Raw genomic sequence first — 16,883 nt, forward strand, 5'->3', positions numbered from 1 at the left:
ATCCGCTTCCGGAAGACAGCGATGACACGACTGGCACAGGTCATCGTCCACGAACGCCTCCACTGATTCGAGGCTCCGGACAGGCGGGCCAACCTCGAAAACCGCAGCTCAGTGAGATCGCTCCCCTCCCGCAGGCCGATCACAACGCTCACTCGGGCCAACTAAGGGCTGTCCCGCAATCCCTGGCGGGCGCACGACGACAGCTACGGCACCGCGCCGCGTTGTCGGAACGCCGGAATACATCCAGTATTCGGACGTCCCTCCGCCTTGCGATGCACCGCATCCGACGCCGCACGCTGATCCACCAGGGATGACGGGACAGCCCTTAGAGCGTTAAGTCTCAGCCGATGCCCCAGCCCGACACCGCAGACCGGCCCCGACACCGCACGCAGACCCGGACCCAACACGGCGACCGGACCCGACGCCGGTGCTCGACCCCGGCGTCCGCGGCCTCTCCCCCGCGCCCCGGCCTACAGTGGAAGGGACGGCCGGACCGGGCGGCCGGGGCGGACGGGGGTACGGACGTGAGGGACAACAGCGCGCCGGGCACACCGGTTGTCCACGGCTTTCCGCATCTGGACACGGTCCGGTCCGCGATCACCGCGCTCTACCGGCGGCTCTCTCCGGACGGCGTCCACCGCTACGGCACCAGTCTGGTCCCCGCCGACGCCGCTTTCCTCGACACCGACGATCTCCATCTCGGCGCCCAGCGGGTGGCCCGTGCCCTGGTCCAGCACCTGCGGCTGCCCGAGGCCCGCATGATCGTCGGCTTCCGGACGATGGAGCACGCGGCGAGCGTCGAACTGACGGCGGGGCCGGAGTACTTCATCGAGCTGAACGACCGCTTCCGCACCCACCGCAGGGACATCGGCGCGGCGCTCGCCCACGAGATCACCCATGTCCTGCTGCACCGGCTCGGCCTGGAGTTCCCCGGCACCCGGGCCAACGAGATCCTGACCGACACCGTGACCGCCTACCTCGGCGCGGGCTGGCTGCTGCTGGACGCCTTCCGGGAGGACGCCACCTCCCGGCAGAAGCTGGGCTACCTCACCCCGGAGGAGTTCGGCTACGTCCTGGCCAAGCGGGCCCTGGCCTTCGACGAGGACCCCTCGCCGTGGTTCACCAGCCCGCAGGCGTACACCGCCTACACCAGAGGGCGGGACCAGGCCCTGCACGACCTGCGCCGCCCCCCGCTGACGGCGGCCGGATGGGCGGGGCGACGGCGCTACGCCAAGGACCGGCGGTACGCGCAGGACCATCCCGGCACGGTCGCGGACCCGGGCGTTCCGTACGCCTTCGAGACCGGCGGCGCGGGGCCGCGGGTCTCCTTCCCCTGCCCCACCTGCCACCAGCGCGTCCGGCTCCCCGTCCGGGGCCGGGTCGCCGCGCGGTGCGGACTGTGCCGCACCCGCCTGGAGTGCGACACGTAGGAACGGTTTCGGCCACCGTAGGGTCGAAGCATGACGAACGAGCCGATCAGGGACGAACCAAGCCTGTTCGACGCGCTCCACGAGGACGAGAACGCTGTCGTACGGGCGCTGCGCGCGGGCGCGCGCGCCGAGTCGAGCGACGAGGAGGGGACGACGGCGCTGTATCTGGCCACGGTCCTCGACCGGCCGGGAGCGGTCAGGCTGCTGCTCGCGGCGGGTGCCGACCCGGACCGGGCGAGCGGCCCCGAGGCGGGAGACCTGCCCCTGTGCGGGGCGGCGTGCGGCGGCCACACCGAGGTGGTCCGGGCGCTGCTGTCCGCCGGGGCGCGGCCGGACCTGCGCGAGGAGTTCGGGTTCACGGCGCTGCGCTGGGCGGTGGGCCTGGGGCACGCCCCGACGGTCGAGGCGCTGCTCGCCGGGGGCGCCGACCCGCTGCTGCCCGGCCCCGAGGGGGAGCCGATGCTGGTCCTGGCGGCGCGGCGCGGGTCGGCGCGGACGGTACGGGCGCTGCTCGCGCACGGCGCGGGGGCGATACCGGGCCAGGCGGACGTGGTGGCCCGCGCGCTGGCCGAGGCACTGCGGCTGGCCGCCCTCGACCCGGAGCGGGAGCTGCTGGGTCGGCTGGAGGAGGCGTACGGCCCGGGGCTGGACGCGGTGGTGCGGCGCGAGGGGCGGGACGGCGAGGAGACGGTGACGGTCGAACTGCTGCGGGACGGGGTGCCGTCGGCGGGGGCGGACCAGCACACCGGACACGCGGAGATCGCGGCGCTGCTCCACGGGCTCACGCCTGGCGCGCCTCCCACCGCTCCCGGGTGAGGACGTACTCCACCTCGCCGTGTTCGGACCCCTCGATGGTGTCCGGCCAGTCCTCGGCGTAGGCGCGGAGGAAGGTCAGCCCGGCCTTCTCCATCACCCGCCGCGACGCCGTGTTGACGGCCATGGTGGTGGCGGTCACCCGCCGGGCCCCGAGGTCGGTGAACCCCTTGCGGACCAGGGCCCGCGCGCCCTCGGAGGCGTAACCACGCCCCCAGGCGGCCCTGGCCAGCCGGTAGCCGAGTTCCACCACGGAGGGGTCGTCCTCGGCCAGGGGGCGGAGTTCGAACCAGCCGAGGAAGGCGCCGGTCGCCTTCTCCCGCGCGGCCCAGAACCCGCGCGTCCCGGTGCACGGGTGGTCGTGGAGGAGCCGCGGCAGGGTCCGCTCGCGGATCTCCTCGGCGGTGACCGGGCGGCCGCCGTTGATGTACCGCATCACCTCGGGATCGTTGTCGAGCGCGAGCAGGGCGGGGGCGTCGGCGTCCGTGAAGGGGCGCAGCACCAGCCGGGCGGTCTCCAGGAGGACCGGCGGAACCGGTGAGGTCAGGGAGGCCGGGGGAACCGGTGAGGCCGGGGAGCCCGACGGGCTCGGGGCGTCCGGGGACGGGGACGTCGGGGCGACGAGGACCGATGCGACCGGGGAGACCGGAGCAACCTCCGGCGTCCCGGTCCGGACGCGGAAGGTCAGCCCCTCCGGGCTCCGCAGCCGGGCCAGGCCCTCGGGGCCGTCGGTGAACGCGCCGCCGAGGGCGCGAGCCCGTGCGGCGACGCCGTCGGCGTCGTCCACCGCCAGGGCCAGCTCCCACTGCGGCACGGCGGCGGTGGGAGCCTCGCGGAACTCGGCCCGGCTCGGCGGTGCGCCGAAGGTCCGGGTGTAGAACTGCCGGGCCCGCTCCGGGTCTTGGCAGGCCAGGACCATGCGATGGGTGGGGCCCCCGTCCGGGGCCCGCACCGGCCAGCCGGCGAACCCCCGGGGCCGCCAGAGGCGGAGAGCCGCACCCGTCGGGTCGGTCAGGGCGGCGATCCGGCCCCGGTCCCCCGCGTCGACGGGCGGCAGCAGGACGTGCGCCCCGTTCGCGGCCGCCTCGGCCGCCCGGTGGTCCACGTCGTCGACCGCCAGGTAGTAGACGACATGGGCGGGGGTCTCCGGCGGGCCGGCCTGCCGGGGACCCCCACCACCGGCCTGCCGCACGAAACCGGTGACCCCGCCGAGCGGATCGCCCCCGGCGAAGACCGTGAGAGCCCGGCGCCCGTCGGCCTCGCCCCGGCCGTCGCCCCCGTCCCGCCCACCGACCTCGCCACGGCTTTCGTCCAGGACCCCGCCCACGTCTCCGGCCTCCGCCTCGACGACGTGCCAGCCCAGTACGGCGGAGAAGAAGGCGGCGGTGCCGGACGGGTCGTGGGTCCGCAGATCCATCCAGCAGAACTCGTTCAGGGGGCCGTGCCGCGTCATCGTGCGCTCCTCGGTGTCCTGAGCTGGATACCGGGCACCGGGCGCCTCCGCAACTCGATAACGCCCCGGGACCGCACGGGAGCACCGCGCGAGAACGCCATACGAGAGCACCGCGCGAGGCACCCGCGGGCGGGCGGCCGCGCTCACGGGATCCGGTCGCGGGTCCGCCGACCGGCTCCGGCCGCGCGGTCCGCCCACGGCCCCGGCTACCGCGCCCCGTACACCGGCCGCGGCTGCTCCGCGGCCGCCAGCAGGCGGCGGGCCGTCTCGCCCGCGTCCGCCGGGGACCTGCGCGCGCCCCGGTCGTCGGTGGGGCCGGGGCGCCAGCCCTCCATCACGGTGATGCGGCCCGCCTCGGCCTCGAAAACGCGGCCGGTCACGCCCTCGCTGGCGGCGGAGCCGAGCCAGACCACGAGGGGTGAGACGTTCTCGGGGGCCATCGCGTCGAACGCCCCCTCCCCCGGGGCCGCCATCGCCTCGGCGAAGGTGTGCTCGGTCATCCGGGTCCGGGCGGCCGGGGCGAGGGCGTTGACGTGGACCCCGTACCGCCCCAGTTCGGCGGCCGCGACCAGGGTGAGGGCGGCGATCCCCGCCTTGGCGGTCGCGTAGTTCCCCTGGCCCACGCTGCCGTGGAGACCGGCCCCGGAGCTGGTGTTGATCACGCGGGCGACCGGCGGGCGGCCCGCCTTCGTCTCGGTCCGCCAGTGGGCGGCGGCGTGCTTGAGGGGCAGGAAGTGGCCCTTGAGGTGGACGCGTGTCACCGCGTCCCAGTCGTCCTCGTCCAGGTTGACGAGCATCCGGTCCCGCAGGAAGCCCGCGTTGTTGACCAGGGTGTCGAGCCGGCCGTAGGCGTCCAGGGCGGTGGTGACCAGGGAGGCGGCACCCCCGGGGGTCGTGATGTCCCCGTCGTGGACGACCGCCTCGCCGCCCGCCGCGAGGATCTCCTCCACCACCCGGCGGGCCGGCGCGGTGGAGGTGCCGTCCCCGTCCGGTCCGACGCCCAGGTCGTTGACGACGACCCGGGCGCCCTCGGCGGCGAAGGCGAGCGCGTGGGCCCGGCCGAGCCCGCGCCCGGCTCCGGTGACGGCGACGACCCGGTCCGCGCAGAGGCCGGTGGGGGGTGTGGTCATCTCATCTCCCGTTCGCGTGGGCCTGGTTGGCGGACCGGGAGGCGACTGCTACCGTCCACCTAACAAACGTTTGGTGGAAAGGTAGCTGATCGTCCGATGACTGTCTCCACCACATCCCCCACCGGCGCCCCCGGCGTCCGCCTCGTCACCGTCGACCATCCGCCCGTCAACGCCCTGCCCGTGCGGGGCTGGTACGAACTGGCCGATGCCGTACGGGCGGCGGGCCGCGACCCGCGGGTGCGCTGCGTCGTCCTGGCCGCCGCCGGGCGCGGCTTCAACGCGGGCGTCGACATCAAGGAGCTCCAGCGCGACCCGGGCAACGACGCGCTGGTCGGGGTCAACCGGGGCTGCGCCGAGGCGTTCGCGGCGGTGTACGGCTGCGAGGTGCCGGTGGTCGCGGCGGTGCAGGGGTTCTGCCTGGGCGGGGGCGTGGGGCTCGCCGGGAACGCCGACGCGATCGTCGCGAGCGAGGACGCGGTCTTCGGCCTGCCGGAGCTGGACCGGGGGGCGCTGGGGGCGGCGACGCATCTGGCGCGGCTGGTCCCGCAGCATCTGATGCGCACGCTCTACTACACCTCGCGGACGGTCACGGCCGCCGAACTGCACGCCCACGGCTCGGTGTGGCGGGTGGTCCCGAAGACCGCTCTGCGCGACGCGGCGATCGGCCTGGCCGCGGAGATCGCCGCCAAGGACGGGCAGTTGCTGCGGCTGGCCAAGGAGGCGGTCAACGGCATCGACCCGGTCGACGTGCGGCGCGGTTACCGCTTCGAGCAGGGGTTCACCTTCGAGGCGAACCTCACCGGGACAGCCGCCCGGGTCCGCGACACCTTCGGCACGGAGGCCCGGCCGTGACCGGCGCCCCGTCCCCGCACCGGCGCGACAAGACGATGACGCCGCAGGAGGTGGTGGGTGAGCTGCGCAGCGGCATGACGGTCGGGATCGGCGGCTGGGGGTCACGCCGCAAGCCGATGGCGCTGGTCAGGGCGCTGCTACGGTCCCCGGTCACCGATCTGACGGTGGTCTCCTACGGCGGCCCGGACGTCGGTCTGCTCGCGGCGGCGGGCCGGATCTCCCGGCTGGTCACGGCGTTCGTGACACTCGACTCGATCCCGTTGGAGCCGCACTACCGGGCGGCCCGGCAGCGGGGGGACTTCACGCTGACGGAGATCGACGAGGCGATGTTCATGTGGGGGCTGCACGCGGCGGCGAACCGGCTGCCGTTCCTGCCGGTGCGGGCGGGGCTCGGTTCGGACGTGATGCGGGTCAACACCGGGCTGCGGACGGTGACATCGCCGTACGAGGACGGGGAGGAGTTCGTGGCGATGCCCGCGCTGCGGATGGACGCGGCGCTGGTCCACCTCAACCGGGCGGACCGCTGGGGCAACGGCCAGTACCTGGGCCCCGACCCGTACTTCGACGACCTGTTCTGCGAGGCGGCGGACACGGCGTACGTCTCCTGCGAACGGCTCGTGGAGACGGCGGAGCTGACGGGAACGGGCGCCGCGCCGCAGACGCTGCTGGTGCGGCGGCACGCGGTCACCGGGGTGGTGGAGACCCCGGGCGGGGCGCACTTCACCTCGTGCGCCCCCGACCACCCGCGCGACGAGGCGTTCCAGCGGGCGTACGCGGCCGCCGCGGCGGACCCCGTCACCTGGGCGGAGTTCGGCGCGCGGTTCCTGCCGCCCGACGGCGACGAGCGGCGCTACCGGGAAGCGGTCCGCCTCTGGCACGGGGAGCGGCGATGAACCCGTCCGCCACCGGGCCGGTCACCCGCGCCGAGCACTGCGTGATCGCCTGCGCGGAGGCCTGGCGCTGCGACGGCGAGGTGCTGGCCAGTCCGATGGGCGCGGTACCGTCCGTGGGCGCTCGGCTGGCCCGCCTCACCTTCGCCCCTGACCTGCTGCTCACGGACGGTGAGGCGACGCTCGTCGGCCCGGACGGCGAGGCGGAGGGCTGGCTGCCCTACCGCGCGCATCTGGCGCTGGTGACCGGTGGGCGGCGCCACGTGATGATGGGCGCGAGCCAGATCGACCGCTTCGGCAACCAGAACATCTCCTGCGTCGGCGACTGGGAGCGGCCTTCCCGGCAACTGCTGGGGGTCCGCGGCGCTCCCGTCAACACCTTGAACAACCCGGTCAGTTACTGGATCCCCCGGCACTCGGCCCGGGTCTTCGTGGAGCGGGTGGACATGGTCTGCGGAGTGGGCTACGACCGGGCACGGTCGGCGGGCCCCTCCGCCGCCCGCTTCCACCGCATCCCCCGGGTGGTCAGCGATCTGGGGGTCTTCGACTTCGCGACCCCGGACCGCTCCATGCGGCTCGCCGCCCTCCACCCGGGCGTCACGGTGGCCGAGGTCCGCGAGGCGACGGGCTTCGCGCTCACGGTCCCCGCCGGACTCCCGTACACCCGGGACCCGACCCCCGCCGAACTCGCCCTGATCCGCGAGGTCATCGACCCCTCGGGCACCCGGGACCGGGAGGTGCGGCGCTGATGCGCACCGCTCTGACCGACCTCACCGGCGTCCGTCACCCGGTCGTCCAGACGGGGATGGGCTGGGTGTCGGGCCCCCGTCTGGTCACCGCGACCGCACGGGCCGGGGCGCTCGGCATCCTGGCGTCGGCGACCATGGCTCCGGACCGGCTGCGGTCGGCGGTACGGGAGGTTAAGTCGCGGACCGACGCCCCGTTCGGGGTGAACCTGCGGGCGGACGCGGCGGACGCGCCCGAGCGGGTCCGGATCATCGTCGAGGAGGGCGTACGGGTGGCGTCGTTCGCGCTCGCCCCGTCCAGGGAGCTGATCGCGGAGCTGAAGGACGCGGGCGTGGTCGTCGTCCCGTCGGTCGGGGCCCGGCGGCACGCGGAGAAGGTCGCGGCGTGGGGCGCGGACGCGGTGATCGTGCAGGGCGGCGAGGGCGGCGGTCACACGGGCGAGGTCGCCACCTCGGTGCTGCTGCCGCAGGTGGTGGACGCGGTGGACATCCCGGTGGTGGCGGCGGGCGGCTTCCACGACGGCCGGGGCCTGGTGGCGGCGCTGGCGTACGGGGCGGCGGGCGTGGCGATGGGCACGCGTTTCCTCCTCACGTCCGACTCGACGGTCCCGGACGCGGTGAAGGCTTGCTATCTGGCGGCGACGGTCCACGACATCACCCGGACGACCGCCGTGGACGGGGTGCCGCACCGGATGCTCCGTACGGACCTGGTGAGCGCGCTGGAAGGGGCGGGACGGGTGCGCTCCCTGGCGCGGGCGGCGGGCCGGGCGTCCCGTTTCCGCCGGATCTCCGGGCTGAGCCGCAGGAGCATGGTGCGCGACGGCTTCGCGCTGCGGCACGGCAAGGACCTGAGCTGGAGCCAGTTGCTGCTGGCGGCGAACACCCCGATGCTGCTGCGGGCGGCCATGGTCGAGGGCCGTACGGACGCCGGTGTCATGGCGTCGGGCCAGGTGGCGGCCCTGATCGAGGACCTGCCGAGCGTGGCGGACCTGGTCGCCCGGATCATGACGGAGGCGGAGGAGACCCTGGAGGGACTGCGCCGGTTCGGCCACCGGCCGCCCGAACCGGGCCCGCCCGGCGCCTGAGGGGTGCGGGGCAGGGTTCAGAGGCCGAACAGGAGCCGGGCCAGGGGCCGGGACGGTGTCCCGGAGGACCGCGGCCCCGAACCCCGCAAGGCCGCGGCCCGGCCCCGTACGGTCAGCGTGCTACGCCGCCCGGCGGCCCCGCGCGGGCGCACCGGAGCGGCCCGCGCCGCCGGAGCGTGCTCCCCCGGCCGAGCGCCCCGCGCCGCCGGTGCGGGTGCCGCCCTGGGCGGCGCCCCCGGCGGCACCCGCACCGGCGCCCCGGCGGCCCCGGCCCCGGCTCCCGGAGCGCGGCGCGCCCCCGCCGGAGCCGGCCGAACCGCCCGACCGGGTCCGCTGCTTCGGCGGGGTCGGCTGCGGCACCTCGATGACGATCGCGACGCCGGACGGCTCGCGCGCCCCGGTGATCCGGCTCAGCTCCTCGTCGCCGGAGGTGACCCGCGTGGTGCGCGGCGCGATGCCGGCGTCCTGCATCAGCCGGGTCATCTCGCGCTTCTCGTCGGGCAGGACCAGGGTGACGACGCTGCCGGACTCCCCGGCGCGTGCCGTGCGGCCGCCGCGGTGGAGGTAGTCCTTGTGGTCGGTGGGCGGATCGACGTTCACGACCAGGTCCAGGTCGTCGATGTGGATGCCGCGGGCCGCGACGTTCGTCGCGACGAGCGCGGTGACCTGGCCGTTCTTGAACTGGTCCAGCGTCCGGTTGCGCTGCGGCTGGGAGCGCCCGCCGTGCAGGGCGGCGGCCCGTACGCCGCTGGCGAGCAGCCGCTTGGCGAAGCGGTCGGCGGCGCGCTTGGTGTCCACGAACATGATCACGCGACCGTCCCGGGCGGCGATCTTCGTGGCGACGGCCTTCTTGTCGGTCTCGTCCAGGACGTGGAGCACGTGGTGCTCCATCGTGGTGACCGCACCGGCGGAGGGGTCGACGGAGTGGACGACCGGGTCGGTGAGGAACATCTTGACGAGCCGGTCGATGTTCTTGTCCAGGGTCGCGGAGAACAGCATCCGCTGGCCGTCCGGCTCGACCTGCTTGAGGAGGGCGACGACCTGCGGCATGAAGCCCATGTCGGCCATCTGGTCGGCCTCGTCGAGGACGGTGATGGCGACCTCGTCCAGGCGGCAGTCGCCGCGCTCGATGAGGTCCTTCAGCCGCCCCGGGGTGGCGACGAGGACTTCCGCGCCGCGCCGCAGGGTGGCGGACTGCCGGGTGATCGACATGCCGCCGACGACGGTGGCGAGCCGCAGGTTCACCGAGGTCGCGTACGGGGTGAGCGCGTCGGTGACCTGCTGGGCCAGTTCACGTGTGGGCACCAGGACCATGGCGAGCGGGGCGCGCGGTTCGCTGCGGCGTCCGGCGGTGCGGGCCAGCAGGGCCAGGCCGAAGGCGAGGGTCTTGCCGGAGCCGGTGCGGCCGCGGCCGAGGATGTCCCGGCCCGCCAGGGAGTTCGGCAGGGTCGCGCCCTGGATCGGGAACGGTTCGGTGACGCCCTGCGCGGCGAGGGTCTTCAGCAGCGCGGCGGGCATGTCCAGGTCCGCGAAGGCGCCGACGCCGGGCAGCGCGGGGGTCACGGTCTCCGGCAGGGCGAACTCGGCGGGCGCCGCGACGGCGGGCCGACGGCGGGCCGGGGCCTTGCCGCGGGGAGCGCCGCCCCGGGCCGGGGTCTGCGCGCCGGTGCCCTGGCTACGGCCGCGGCCGCGGGCCGGTCGGGAGCGGGGGGTGCGGTCCTGGCGTTCGGAGCTGGTCATGCGGAATTGCCCTCCTGGGGGATTCCTGGGCAACTGCCGAGTGGGTGTGGTGCGGTGTGCGTCCGGCCGTCCGGGTGCGCCCCCAGGATGTGCGCACAGAACGGATTGGTGCGACGGGTCGTCGCTCGGACAGCACAAACCGGGGCCCGCACCTTCACGGTGCGGGCCCCGGTCAGCGAGGTACGCGTCCGACGATCAGACCGGAACGATGTTCTCGGCCTGCGGGCCCTTCTGGCCCTGCGTGACGTCGAAGGAGACCTTCTGGCCCTCCTGGAGCTCACGGAAGCCGGAGGCGTTGATGTTGGAGTAGTGGGCGAAGACGTCGGCGCCGCCGCCGTCCTGCTCGATGAAGCCGAAGCCCTTTTCCGAGTTGAACCACTTCACGGTGCCGGTGGCCATGTCATTCTCCTAAAACAGGTGCAGTGCCGGAAATCCGCACTGTACGGATTTCAAGTCGCCGCATTGAGCCCCATCCGGAGAAAGCCGGAAACAATAAAGCGCCTGACGAAGCATTCCCGTCAGGCGCACATAAAGTTCATGGGTACCAAAACTGCAACGGGAGATACCGTAGCACGTCCTGCCCCGCCGCGGTGGATCACCTCGCCGCGCGTCCGGGCGGGCCGGGATCAGAGGCGTTCGACGATGGTGACGTTGGCCTGGCCGCCGCCCTCGCACATGGTCTGGAGCCCGTAGCGGCCGCCGGTCCGTTCCAGTTCGTGCAGGAGGGTCGTCATCAGTCTGGCCCCGGTCGCGCCCAGCGGGTGGCCCAGCGCGATGGCCCCGCCGTTGACATTGACGCGGGCGGGGTCGGCTCCGGTCTCCCTGAGCCAGGCGAGGACGACCGGTGCGAACGCCTCGTTGATCTCGACCAGGTCGATGGCGTCGATACCCAGGCCGGTCCTCCTGAGGGCGTGCGCGGTGGCGGGGATCGGTGCGGAGAGCATCCGGATCGGGTCCCCGCCCCGTACGGAGAGGTGGTGGACGCGGGCGCGCGGGGTGAGGCCGTGGTCGGCGACGGCCCGCTCGGAGGCGATGAGGAGGGCGGCGGCCCCGTCGGAGATCTGGGAGGAGCAGGCGGCGGTGATGGTGCCGCCCTCCAGGACGGGGCGCAGCGCGGCCATCTTCTCCGGGGTGGTGTCGCGGCGCGGGCCCTCGTCGGCGGTGACGTTCCCGTACGCGACGGTCTCGCGGGCGAAGCGGCCCTCGTCGAGGGCGCGGACGGCGCGGCGGTGGGAGGTGAGCGCGAACTCCTCCATGTCCCGGCGGCTGATGCCCCACTTCTCGGCGATCAGCTGGGCGCCGTGGAACTGGTTGACGGGGGCGTCGCCGTAGCGGGCGCGCCAGCCCTCGCTGCCCGCGTACGGGCCCTCGGTGAGGCCGAGGGGTTCGGTGGCCCGGCGGGCGGCGAAGGCGATGGGGATCTGGGTCATGTTCTGGGTGCCGCCCGCCACGACGAGGTCCTGCGTGCCGGAGAGGACGCCCTGGGCGGCGAAGTGGAGGGCCTGCTGGGAGGAGCCGCACTGGCGGTCGACGGTGACGCCGGGGACCTCCTCGGGCAGTCCGGCGGCGAGCCAGGAGGTGCGGGCGATGTCCCCGGCCTGCGGGCCGACGGCGTCCAGGCAGCCGAAGACGACATCGTCGACGGCCGCCGGGTCGACGCCCGCGCGGGCGACCAGCTCCTTGAGGACGTGCGCGCCGAGGTCGGCGGGGTGGACGGCCCCGAGTCCGCCGCCGCGCCGTCCGACGGGGGTGCGTACCGCTTCGACGATGTAGGCCTCGGCCATGGCTGGTGCTCCTCACGGTGGCAGGACGGCTAGGGGCGCGGGGTGATCCCGTCCAGCACCATCGAGAGGTACTGGCGGGCGATCTCCTCGGGGGTGTGGTGTCCGCCGGGCCGGTACCAGGAGGCGGCGACCCAGACGGTGTCGCGGACGAAGCGGTAGGCGAGGCGGATGTCGAGGTCGGCGCGGAAGGCGCCCGCGGTGACGCCGCGTTCCAGGGTGGCGAGCCAGACCTTCTCGAACCTGGTCTGCGAGTCGGCGAGGTAGGCGAAGCGCGGCTGGGTCGCGAGGTGCCGCGCCTCCTTCTGGTAGATCGCGACGGCGGGGCGGTGCCGGTCGATCTCCCGGAAGGACTCGGTGACCAGGGCCTCGATGGTCTCGCGGGGGCCGAGCCCGGCCGCGAGGACGGCGTCGTAGCCCTGCCACAGCTCGTCGAGGAAGGTGGCGAGGATTTCGTCGATCATCGATTCCTTGGAATCGAAGTGGTAGTAGAGGCTGCCCGCCAGCATGCCCGCCTCGTCCGCGATGCGGCGCACGGTGGTGGCGTTGTAGCCGTGGGCGGCGAAGACCTCGGCGGCGGTGGCGAGCAGGTCGCGGCGTCGCTCGGGCGTGGGGGTCACCTGGGGCTTCTTCTTGGTAGGCACCCGGCCATTGTCCGTCCGCGGCCGGTGTGTTCACGCATGCTGGCTGCTCACGGGGACGACCTCGCCGGTCATGTACGAGGAGTAGCCGCTGGCGAGGAAGACGATGACGTTGGCGACCTCCCAGGGCTCGGCGTACCGGCCGAAGGCCTCCTTGCCGGTGAGTTCGGCGAGGAGTTCGGCGGAGGTGACCTTGGCGAGGTGGGGGTGCATGGCGAGGCTGGGGGCGACGGCGTTGACGCGCACGCCGTAGTCGGCGGCCTCGGCGGCGGCGCAGCGGGTGAGGGCCATGACGCCCGCCTTGGCGGCGGCGTAGTGGGCCTGGCCGCGCTGGGCGCGCCAGCCGGCGACGGAGGCGTTGTTGACGATCACTCCCCCGTTCCCGGCGGCCTTGAGGGAGCGCAGGGCGGCACGGGTGCAGCGGAAGGTGCCGTTGAGGGTGGTGTCGAGGATCTTCGCCCACTGCTCGTCGGTCATCTCGGTGAGTTCGGCGGTGCCGCCGAGGCCCGCGTTGTTGACGACGACGTCGAGGCCGCCGTGGACGCGTTCGGCGTACGCGAAGAGGGCCCCGACCTGGTCCTCGTCGGTGACGTCGCAGGGCAGGGCGGAGACGCGGCCGGGGCCGAACTCGCCGGTGAGGGTGCGCGCGCTCGCCGCCAGCCGCCGGGCATGGGCGTCGCTGATGACGACGCGGGCGCCCTCCTCCAGGAGGCGGCGGGCGGTCGCGCCGCCGATCCCGGCTCCGGCGGCGGCGGTGACGACGGCGGAGCGGCCGGTCAGCAGTCCGTGTCCCGGCAGGTACGGCGGTGCGGTCATGGCCTCTCCCGCGACTCCTCGACGGCGTCTGGGCGGTTACGTTAACCTACCAAACACTTGTTAGGGAACAGGGGCGCGGTGCACCCGGACCACCGGAAGGCGGGCACGTCATGGATCTGGACCGGACGGCACGGACCGAGGCGCTCCGGTCCGAGGCCCGCGCCTGGCTGCGGGAGCACGTGCCGTCCCGGCCGCTGCCCTCCCTGGAGACCGCGGAGGGGTTCGCCGCGCACCGGGCGTGGGAGGCACAGCTGTACGGGGGCGGCTGGTCGGCGGTCTCCTGGCCCGAGGAGTACGGGGGCCGGGGCGCGGATCTCTTCGGATGGCTGGCGTTCGAGGAGGAGTACTGGGCGGCGGGCGCGCCGGGCCGGGTCGCGCAGAACGGGATCAGCCTGCTCGCCCCGACGCTGCTGGCCCACGGCACCGAGGGGCAGCGGGCCCGGGTGCTGCGCCCGATGGCGAGCGGCGAGACGGTCTGGGCGCAGGCCTGGTCGGAGCCGGAGGCCGGGTCGGACCTGGCGGCGCTGCGCTCCCGGGCGGTGCGCACCGAGGGCGGCTGGCTGCTGTCGGGGCAGAAGACGTGGTCCTCGCGGGCGGCGTTCGCGGACCGCGCGTTCGGGATCTTCCGCACGGACCCCGGGGCCGCCAAGCCGCACCAGGGGCTGACGTATCTGATGTTCGGGCTGCGGGAGCCCGGGGTCACGGTCCGGCCCGTGGGGCGGCTGGACGGCAAGCCCGCGTTCGCGGAGATCTTCCTCGACGAGGTCTTCGTCCCGGACGAGGACGTCATCGGGGAGCCGGGCCGGGGCTGGCGGATCGCGATGTCCGCCACCGGCGACGAGCGCGGGCTGACCCTGCGCTCCCCGGGGCGCTTCCTGGCCGCCGCCGGGCGGCTGGCCGAGCTGTGGCGCCGGGCCGGCGATCCGGCGGACACGGCCCTGCGGGACCGGGTGGCGGACGCGGTGATCGGCGCGCGGGCCTACCAGCTGTTCACGGCGGCCTCCGCGTCCCGTTTCGCCGCCGGGGCGGCGCTCGGCCCGGAGTCCAGCCTGAACAAGGTGTTCTGGTCGGAGTACGACATCGCGCTGCACGAGACGGCGCTCGATCTGCTGGGCCCGGAGGCGGAGCTGGCGGACACCGCGTGGGCGCAGGGGTACGTCTTCGCCCTGGCCGGGCCGGTCTACGCCGGGACGAACGAGATCCAGCGCGACATCATCGCCGAGCGGCTGCTCGGCCTGCCGAAGGGGCGGCGCTGATGGCTTTCCTCCTCACCGCGGAGCAGCGGGAGTTCGCCCGTTCGCTGGACGCGCTGCTGACTGCGGCGGACACACCGGCGGTCCTGCGGGCGTGGGCGGCCGGGGACCGGGGGCCGGGGCTGGCCCTGTGGCGGCGGCTGGCACGGGCCGGGGTGTTCGCGCTCGCGGTCCCGGAGGGTTACGGGGGCCTGGGCCCGCTGCCCGTGGAGGCGGTGGTCGCCGGGGTGGAGCTGGGCCGGCACGCGGTGCCCGGCCCGGTGGCGGAGACCCTGGCGGCCGGGGTGCTGCTGGGTGCGGCGGGCGGGCCGGTGGCCGGGGAGTGGCTGGCGGGGATCGCCTCCGGCGGGGCGGTGGTGTCGCTGGCGCTGGCGGGGCACGGGCCCTTCGCCCTGGACGCGGACGTGGCGGACGCGGTGTTCACGGTGGCCGGGGACGGGCTGCGGCTCGCGCCGGGGCCGGGCGCCGGGTCCCCGTCGACGGACCCGGCGCGGCGGCTGTTCCGGCCGGAGCCGGGCGGTGAGGTGCTGGCCGCCGGGGCGGGGGTGCGCGAGGCGGCACGGGCGGCGGGCGACTGGGCGTCCCTCGCCACGGCGGCCCAGGCCCTGGGCTGCGGGGAGGCCCTGCTGCGGGCGACCGTGGCGTATGTGAAGCGGCGCACCCAGTTCGGGGTGCCCGTCGGCTCCTTCCAGGCGGTGAAGCACCGCCTCGCGGACACCCTGCTCGGCCTGGAGTTCGCCCGCCCGCTGGTGTACGGGGCGGCGGTGGAGCTGGCCGCGGGGGCGCCCGGAGCGGGGGCGTCGGTCGCGGCGGCGAAGGTGGCGGCGGGCGAGGCGGGGTACGCGGCGGCCCTCACCGCGCTGCGCCTGCACGGCGCGGTCGGGTACACCGAGGAGCTGGAGCTGGCGTGGTGGCTGCGCCGGGCCCGGCCGCTACGGGACGCCTGGGGGTCGCCGTCGGCCTGCCGGGCCCGGGTGCTGGCGGGGTGAGGCCCCGGTCCCGGTGGGTCAGGGCATCTCGGTGGGCGGCGCGTCGTCGCCGGTGCGCCGGATGGTCCGCAGTGGCTGTCCGGGCCGCCAGGACCGGATGACCAGCGCCTCGCCGTCCAGTCCGACGCGTACCACCTCGGTCAGCTCCGCCCGGAAGAGGTGGAACGGCTCGGGCGGGGTGGCCTCCTCGATGAAGCGGGCGATGAGCGCCGGGTCGGTGATCTCCACCGCCCGTCCGCTGACCCGGACGTCGCCGTCGCCCATCTCGGCACCGGGTCCCGGGTTGGCGTGCAGGGCGAAGCGCGGATCGCCCCGCAGGTCCAGCGCCTTGCGGGAGTTCGGCATCATGCCGAGCAGCAGTTCACCGAAGCGGAAGTCTGTCTCCAGGCCGGTGACCCGGGGCGAGCCGTCCTTGCGCAGGGTGGCGAGAACATGGTGTTTGTAGAGGCCGAAGCGCTCGCGGACGGTGTCGGCGAAGGCGGGCTCGGCGGCGGAGAAGCCACCCCAGGAGAGCGGTGCGGAAGACGTCATGGCCGCCATCGAACACCCGATACCCGACACCTTCTGTCGGTATTGACGCGGGCGTGCGCCCCGCTCACACGTCCGAGAACGTGACCACCACCGCCTGGCCCATCGTCCGCAGCACCCCGGGCGACTCCCCCGCCGCGAGCACCGCGTCGTAGCGGTCCAGCCGTACGCCGCCCGTGCCCCCGCCCGCCACGGCCGCCCCGTCGTCCAGCGAGAGGGCCAGCACCGCACCGCCCGGGGGCGGCAGCAGACGGACGGTGCCGCAGACCACGGCGGTCTCCGCCCGGATACGGTCCCTGCGGTACATGACGTTGAGGTTGACGACGGGCCCGCCCAGCAGGAAGCCCTCGGTGGGCAGGTCGCCGGGCAAGTCGTGCGGCCACAGCGGCTCGTCCACGATGTGGTGCTCGCCCCCGACGACGAGGTCCATGCCCGCGCCCTCGACGACGGTCAGCGTGCGGTCGGCCCCCGGGAAGAGGGAGAACGGCCCGTCCGCGGTGACGTCCGCGAGACTGACCCGCCAGGTGAACCCGTCCGCCCCGGCGCCCTCGGGGCCGGTCGCGATCTCCCGGGTGAGCCCGCCGCCGTTCTTCCACGGCGCGGGGGTCAGGTCCGCGGCGCGCAGGACGCGGACGGTCACCGCCCGGCCCCCCGGGACCGGGGACCGGCCGGCCGGTCCGCCGCCGTGTCCACACCGCTCATGACGCTCCCTCGCTCGGTCCGCCGCACGCCCGGC

Annotated in this window: 17 protein-coding genes and 1 pseudogene; 8 read left to right on the plus strand and 10 right to left on the minus strand. The window is 74.8% G+C overall.

The genetic code is table 11. From position 1 onward, the window contains the following. Positions 1-524 precede the first annotated feature (524 nt). Together ACIRRU_RS25540 and ACIRRU_RS25545 are read left to right on the plus strand one after the other, a co-directional pair. On the plus strand, positions 525-1,430 hold the full coding sequence (locus tag ACIRRU_RS25540) for a hypothetical protein (protein WP_403684215.1): 906 nt from the start codon (positions 525-527) through the stop codon (positions 1,428-1,430). 30 nt (positions 1,431-1,460) lie between these two features. Further along, positions 1,461-2,246, plus strand: coding sequence for an ankyrin repeat domain-containing protein (locus tag ACIRRU_RS25545; protein WP_403684217.1), 786 nt, complete (start codon positions 1,461-1,463; stop codon positions 2,244-2,246). Here ACIRRU_RS25545 and ACIRRU_RS25550 read toward each other — a convergent pair. From ACIRRU_RS25550 to ACIRRU_RS25560, 3 genes and pseudogenes are all read right to left on the minus strand, one after another. After that, a complete protein-coding gene (locus ACIRRU_RS25550) occupies positions 2,212-2,790 on the minus strand; it encodes a GNAT family N-acetyltransferase (protein WP_403684265.1) in 579 nt (192 codons plus the stop codon). The genes ACIRRU_RS25545 and ACIRRU_RS25550 overlap by 35 nt on opposite strands. A 453-nt stretch (positions 2,791-3,243) precedes the next feature. Then, positions 3,244-3,696, minus strand: a pseudogene (locus tag ACIRRU_RS25555) (VOC family protein); the annotation flags it as partial. A gap of 206 nt (positions 3,697-3,902) precedes the next feature. Further along, entirely contained in the window at positions 3,903-4,826 is a 924-nt protein-coding gene (locus tag ACIRRU_RS25560) for an SDR family oxidoreductase (protein ID WP_403684218.1), read from the minus strand. Between the two features lie 96 nt (positions 4,827-4,922). Between ACIRRU_RS25560 and ACIRRU_RS25565 the strand changes: the two genes are divergently transcribed. From ACIRRU_RS25565 to ACIRRU_RS25580, 4 genes are read left to right on the plus strand one after another with little or no spacing between them, the layout of a single operon-like run. Further along, entirely contained in the window at positions 4,923-5,678 is a 756-nt protein-coding gene (locus tag ACIRRU_RS25565) for an enoyl-CoA hydratase family protein (RefSeq protein WP_403684220.1), read from the plus strand. 35 nt (positions 5,679-5,713) lie between these two features. Beyond that, positions 5,714-6,571 (plus strand): CoA transferase subunit A, encoded by an 858-nt coding sequence (locus tag ACIRRU_RS25570; protein WP_403684267.1) that lies wholly within the window; start codon positions 5,714-5,716, stop codon positions 6,569-6,571. Further along, positions 6,568-7,317, plus strand: a complete 750-nt coding sequence (locus ACIRRU_RS25575) for a CoA-transferase subunit beta (RefSeq protein WP_403684222.1) — start codon at positions 6,568-6,570, stop codon at positions 7,315-7,317. The genes ACIRRU_RS25570 and ACIRRU_RS25575 overlap by 4 nt, the downstream gene beginning before the upstream one ends. Beyond that, complete coding sequence (locus ACIRRU_RS25580; protein ID WP_403684224.1) at positions 7,317-8,399, plus strand: NAD(P)H-dependent flavin oxidoreductase; 1,083 nt, start codon at positions 7,317-7,319, stop codon at positions 8,397-8,399. Before ACIRRU_RS25575 ends, ACIRRU_RS25580 begins: the two co-directional genes overlap by 1 nt. Positions 8,400-8,519: 120 nt before the next feature. On the opposite strand, the gene ACIRRU_RS25585 is transcribed toward ACIRRU_RS25580, so the two are convergent. The 5 genes from ACIRRU_RS25585 to ACIRRU_RS25605 form a co-directional block, all read right to left on the minus strand. Then, entirely contained in the window at positions 8,520-10,139 is a 1,620-nt protein-coding gene (locus ACIRRU_RS25585; RefSeq protein ID WP_403684226.1) for a DEAD/DEAH box helicase, read from the minus strand. A 195-nt stretch (positions 10,140-10,334) separates the two neighbouring features. Beyond that, positions 10,335-10,538 (minus strand): cold-shock protein, encoded by a 204-nt coding sequence (locus tag ACIRRU_RS25590; protein ID WP_030583235.1) that lies wholly within the window; start codon positions 10,536-10,538, stop codon positions 10,335-10,337. Positions 10,539-10,765: 227 nt separating this feature from the next. After that, positions 10,766-11,923: an acetyl-CoA C-acetyltransferase gene (locus tag ACIRRU_RS25595; RefSeq protein WP_403684228.1), complete on the minus strand. Its 1,158-nt coding sequence runs from the start codon at positions 11,921-11,923 to the stop codon at positions 10,766-10,768. Between the two features lie 29 nt (positions 11,924-11,952). Further along, entirely contained in the window at positions 11,953-12,564 is a 612-nt protein-coding gene (locus tag ACIRRU_RS25600) for a TetR/AcrR family transcriptional regulator (RefSeq protein ID WP_403684229.1), read from the minus strand. Positions 12,565-12,594: 30 nt separating this feature from the next. Beyond that, positions 12,595-13,377, minus strand: coding sequence for an SDR family oxidoreductase (locus ACIRRU_RS25605; RefSeq protein WP_403684231.1), 783 nt, complete (start codon positions 13,375-13,377; stop codon positions 12,595-12,597). A 110-nt stretch (positions 13,378-13,487) separates the two neighbouring features. On the opposite strand from ACIRRU_RS25605, the gene ACIRRU_RS25610 reads away from it, so the two are divergent. Both ACIRRU_RS25610 and ACIRRU_RS25615 read left to right on the plus strand, forming a co-directional pair. Next, positions 13,488-14,633, plus strand: a complete 1,146-nt coding sequence (locus ACIRRU_RS25610; protein ID WP_403684233.1) for an acyl-CoA dehydrogenase family protein — start codon at positions 13,488-13,490, stop codon at positions 14,631-14,633. After that, a complete protein-coding gene (locus ACIRRU_RS25615) occupies positions 14,633-15,619 on the plus strand; it encodes an acyl-CoA dehydrogenase family protein (RefSeq protein WP_403684235.1) in 987 nt (328 codons plus the stop codon). Before ACIRRU_RS25610 ends, ACIRRU_RS25615 begins: the two co-directional genes overlap by 1 nt. Before the next feature lie 18 nt (positions 15,620-15,637). Here the strand turns inward: ACIRRU_RS25615 and ACIRRU_RS25620 are convergent, their stop codons facing one another. Continuing rightward, positions 15,638-16,159, minus strand: coding sequence for a pyridoxamine 5'-phosphate oxidase family protein (locus ACIRRU_RS25620; protein ID WP_403684269.1), 522 nt, complete (start codon positions 16,157-16,159; stop codon positions 15,638-15,640). A gap of 55 nt (positions 16,160-16,214) precedes the next feature. After that, the gene (locus ACIRRU_RS25625) at positions 16,215-16,787 is read right to left on the minus strand and encodes a HutD family protein (RefSeq protein WP_403684237.1); all 573 of its coding nucleotides are present in this window, start codon (positions 16,785-16,787) and stop codon (positions 16,215-16,217) included. Between the last annotated feature and the right edge of the window lie 96 nt (positions 16,788-16,883).

Source organism: Streptomyces sp. NPDC101181, from assembly GCF_044767975.1.
Lineage (GTDB): Bacteria > Actinomycetota > Actinomycetes > Streptomycetales > Streptomycetaceae > Streptomyces.

Excerpts from the sequence above, each read along its gene's own strand:
- ACIRRU_RS25545 (WP_403684217.1), top strand. The coding sequence starts at position 1,461 with ATGACGAACGAGCCGATCAGGGACGAACCAAGCCTGTTCGACGCGCTC.
- ACIRRU_RS25560 (WP_403684218.1), bottom strand. The coding sequence starts at position 4,826 with ATGACCACACCCCCCACCGGCCTCTGCGCGGACCGGGTCGTCGCCGTC.
- ACIRRU_RS25565 (WP_403684220.1), top strand. The coding sequence starts at position 4,923 with ATGACTGTCTCCACCACATCCCCCACCGGCGCCCCCGGCGTCCGCCTC.
- ACIRRU_RS25570 (WP_403684267.1), top strand. The coding sequence starts at position 5,714 with ATGACGCCGCAGGAGGTGGTGGGTGAGCTGCGCAGCGGCATGACGGTC.
- ACIRRU_RS25575 (WP_403684222.1), top strand. The coding sequence starts at position 6,568 with ATGAACCCGTCCGCCACCGGGCCGGTCACCCGCGCCGAGCACTGCGTG.
- ACIRRU_RS25580 (WP_403684224.1), top strand. The coding sequence starts at position 7,317 with ATGCGCACCGCTCTGACCGACCTCACCGGCGTCCGTCACCCGGTCGTC.
- ACIRRU_RS25585 (WP_403684226.1), bottom strand. The coding sequence starts at position 10,139 with ATGACCAGCTCCGAACGCCAGGACCGCACCCCCCGCTCCCGACCGGCC.
- ACIRRU_RS25590 (WP_030583235.1), bottom strand. The coding sequence starts at position 10,538 with ATGGCCACCGGCACCGTGAAGTGGTTCAACTCGGAAAAGGGCTTCGGC.
- ACIRRU_RS25595 (WP_403684228.1), bottom strand. The coding sequence starts at position 11,923 with ATGGCCGAGGCCTACATCGTCGAAGCGGTACGCACCCCCGTCGGACGG.
- ACIRRU_RS25605 (WP_403684231.1), bottom strand. The coding sequence starts at position 13,377 with ATGACCGCACCGCCGTACCTGCCGGGACACGGACTGCTGACCGGCCGC.
- ACIRRU_RS25610 (WP_403684233.1), top strand. The coding sequence starts at position 13,488 with ATGGATCTGGACCGGACGGCACGGACCGAGGCGCTCCGGTCCGAGGCC.
- ACIRRU_RS25615 (WP_403684235.1), top strand. The coding sequence starts at position 14,633 with ATGGCTTTCCTCCTCACCGCGGAGCAGCGGGAGTTCGCCCGTTCGCTG.
- ACIRRU_RS25620 (WP_403684269.1), bottom strand. The coding sequence starts at position 16,159 with ATGGCGGCCATGACGTCTTCCGCACCGCTCTCCTGGGGTGGCTTCTCC.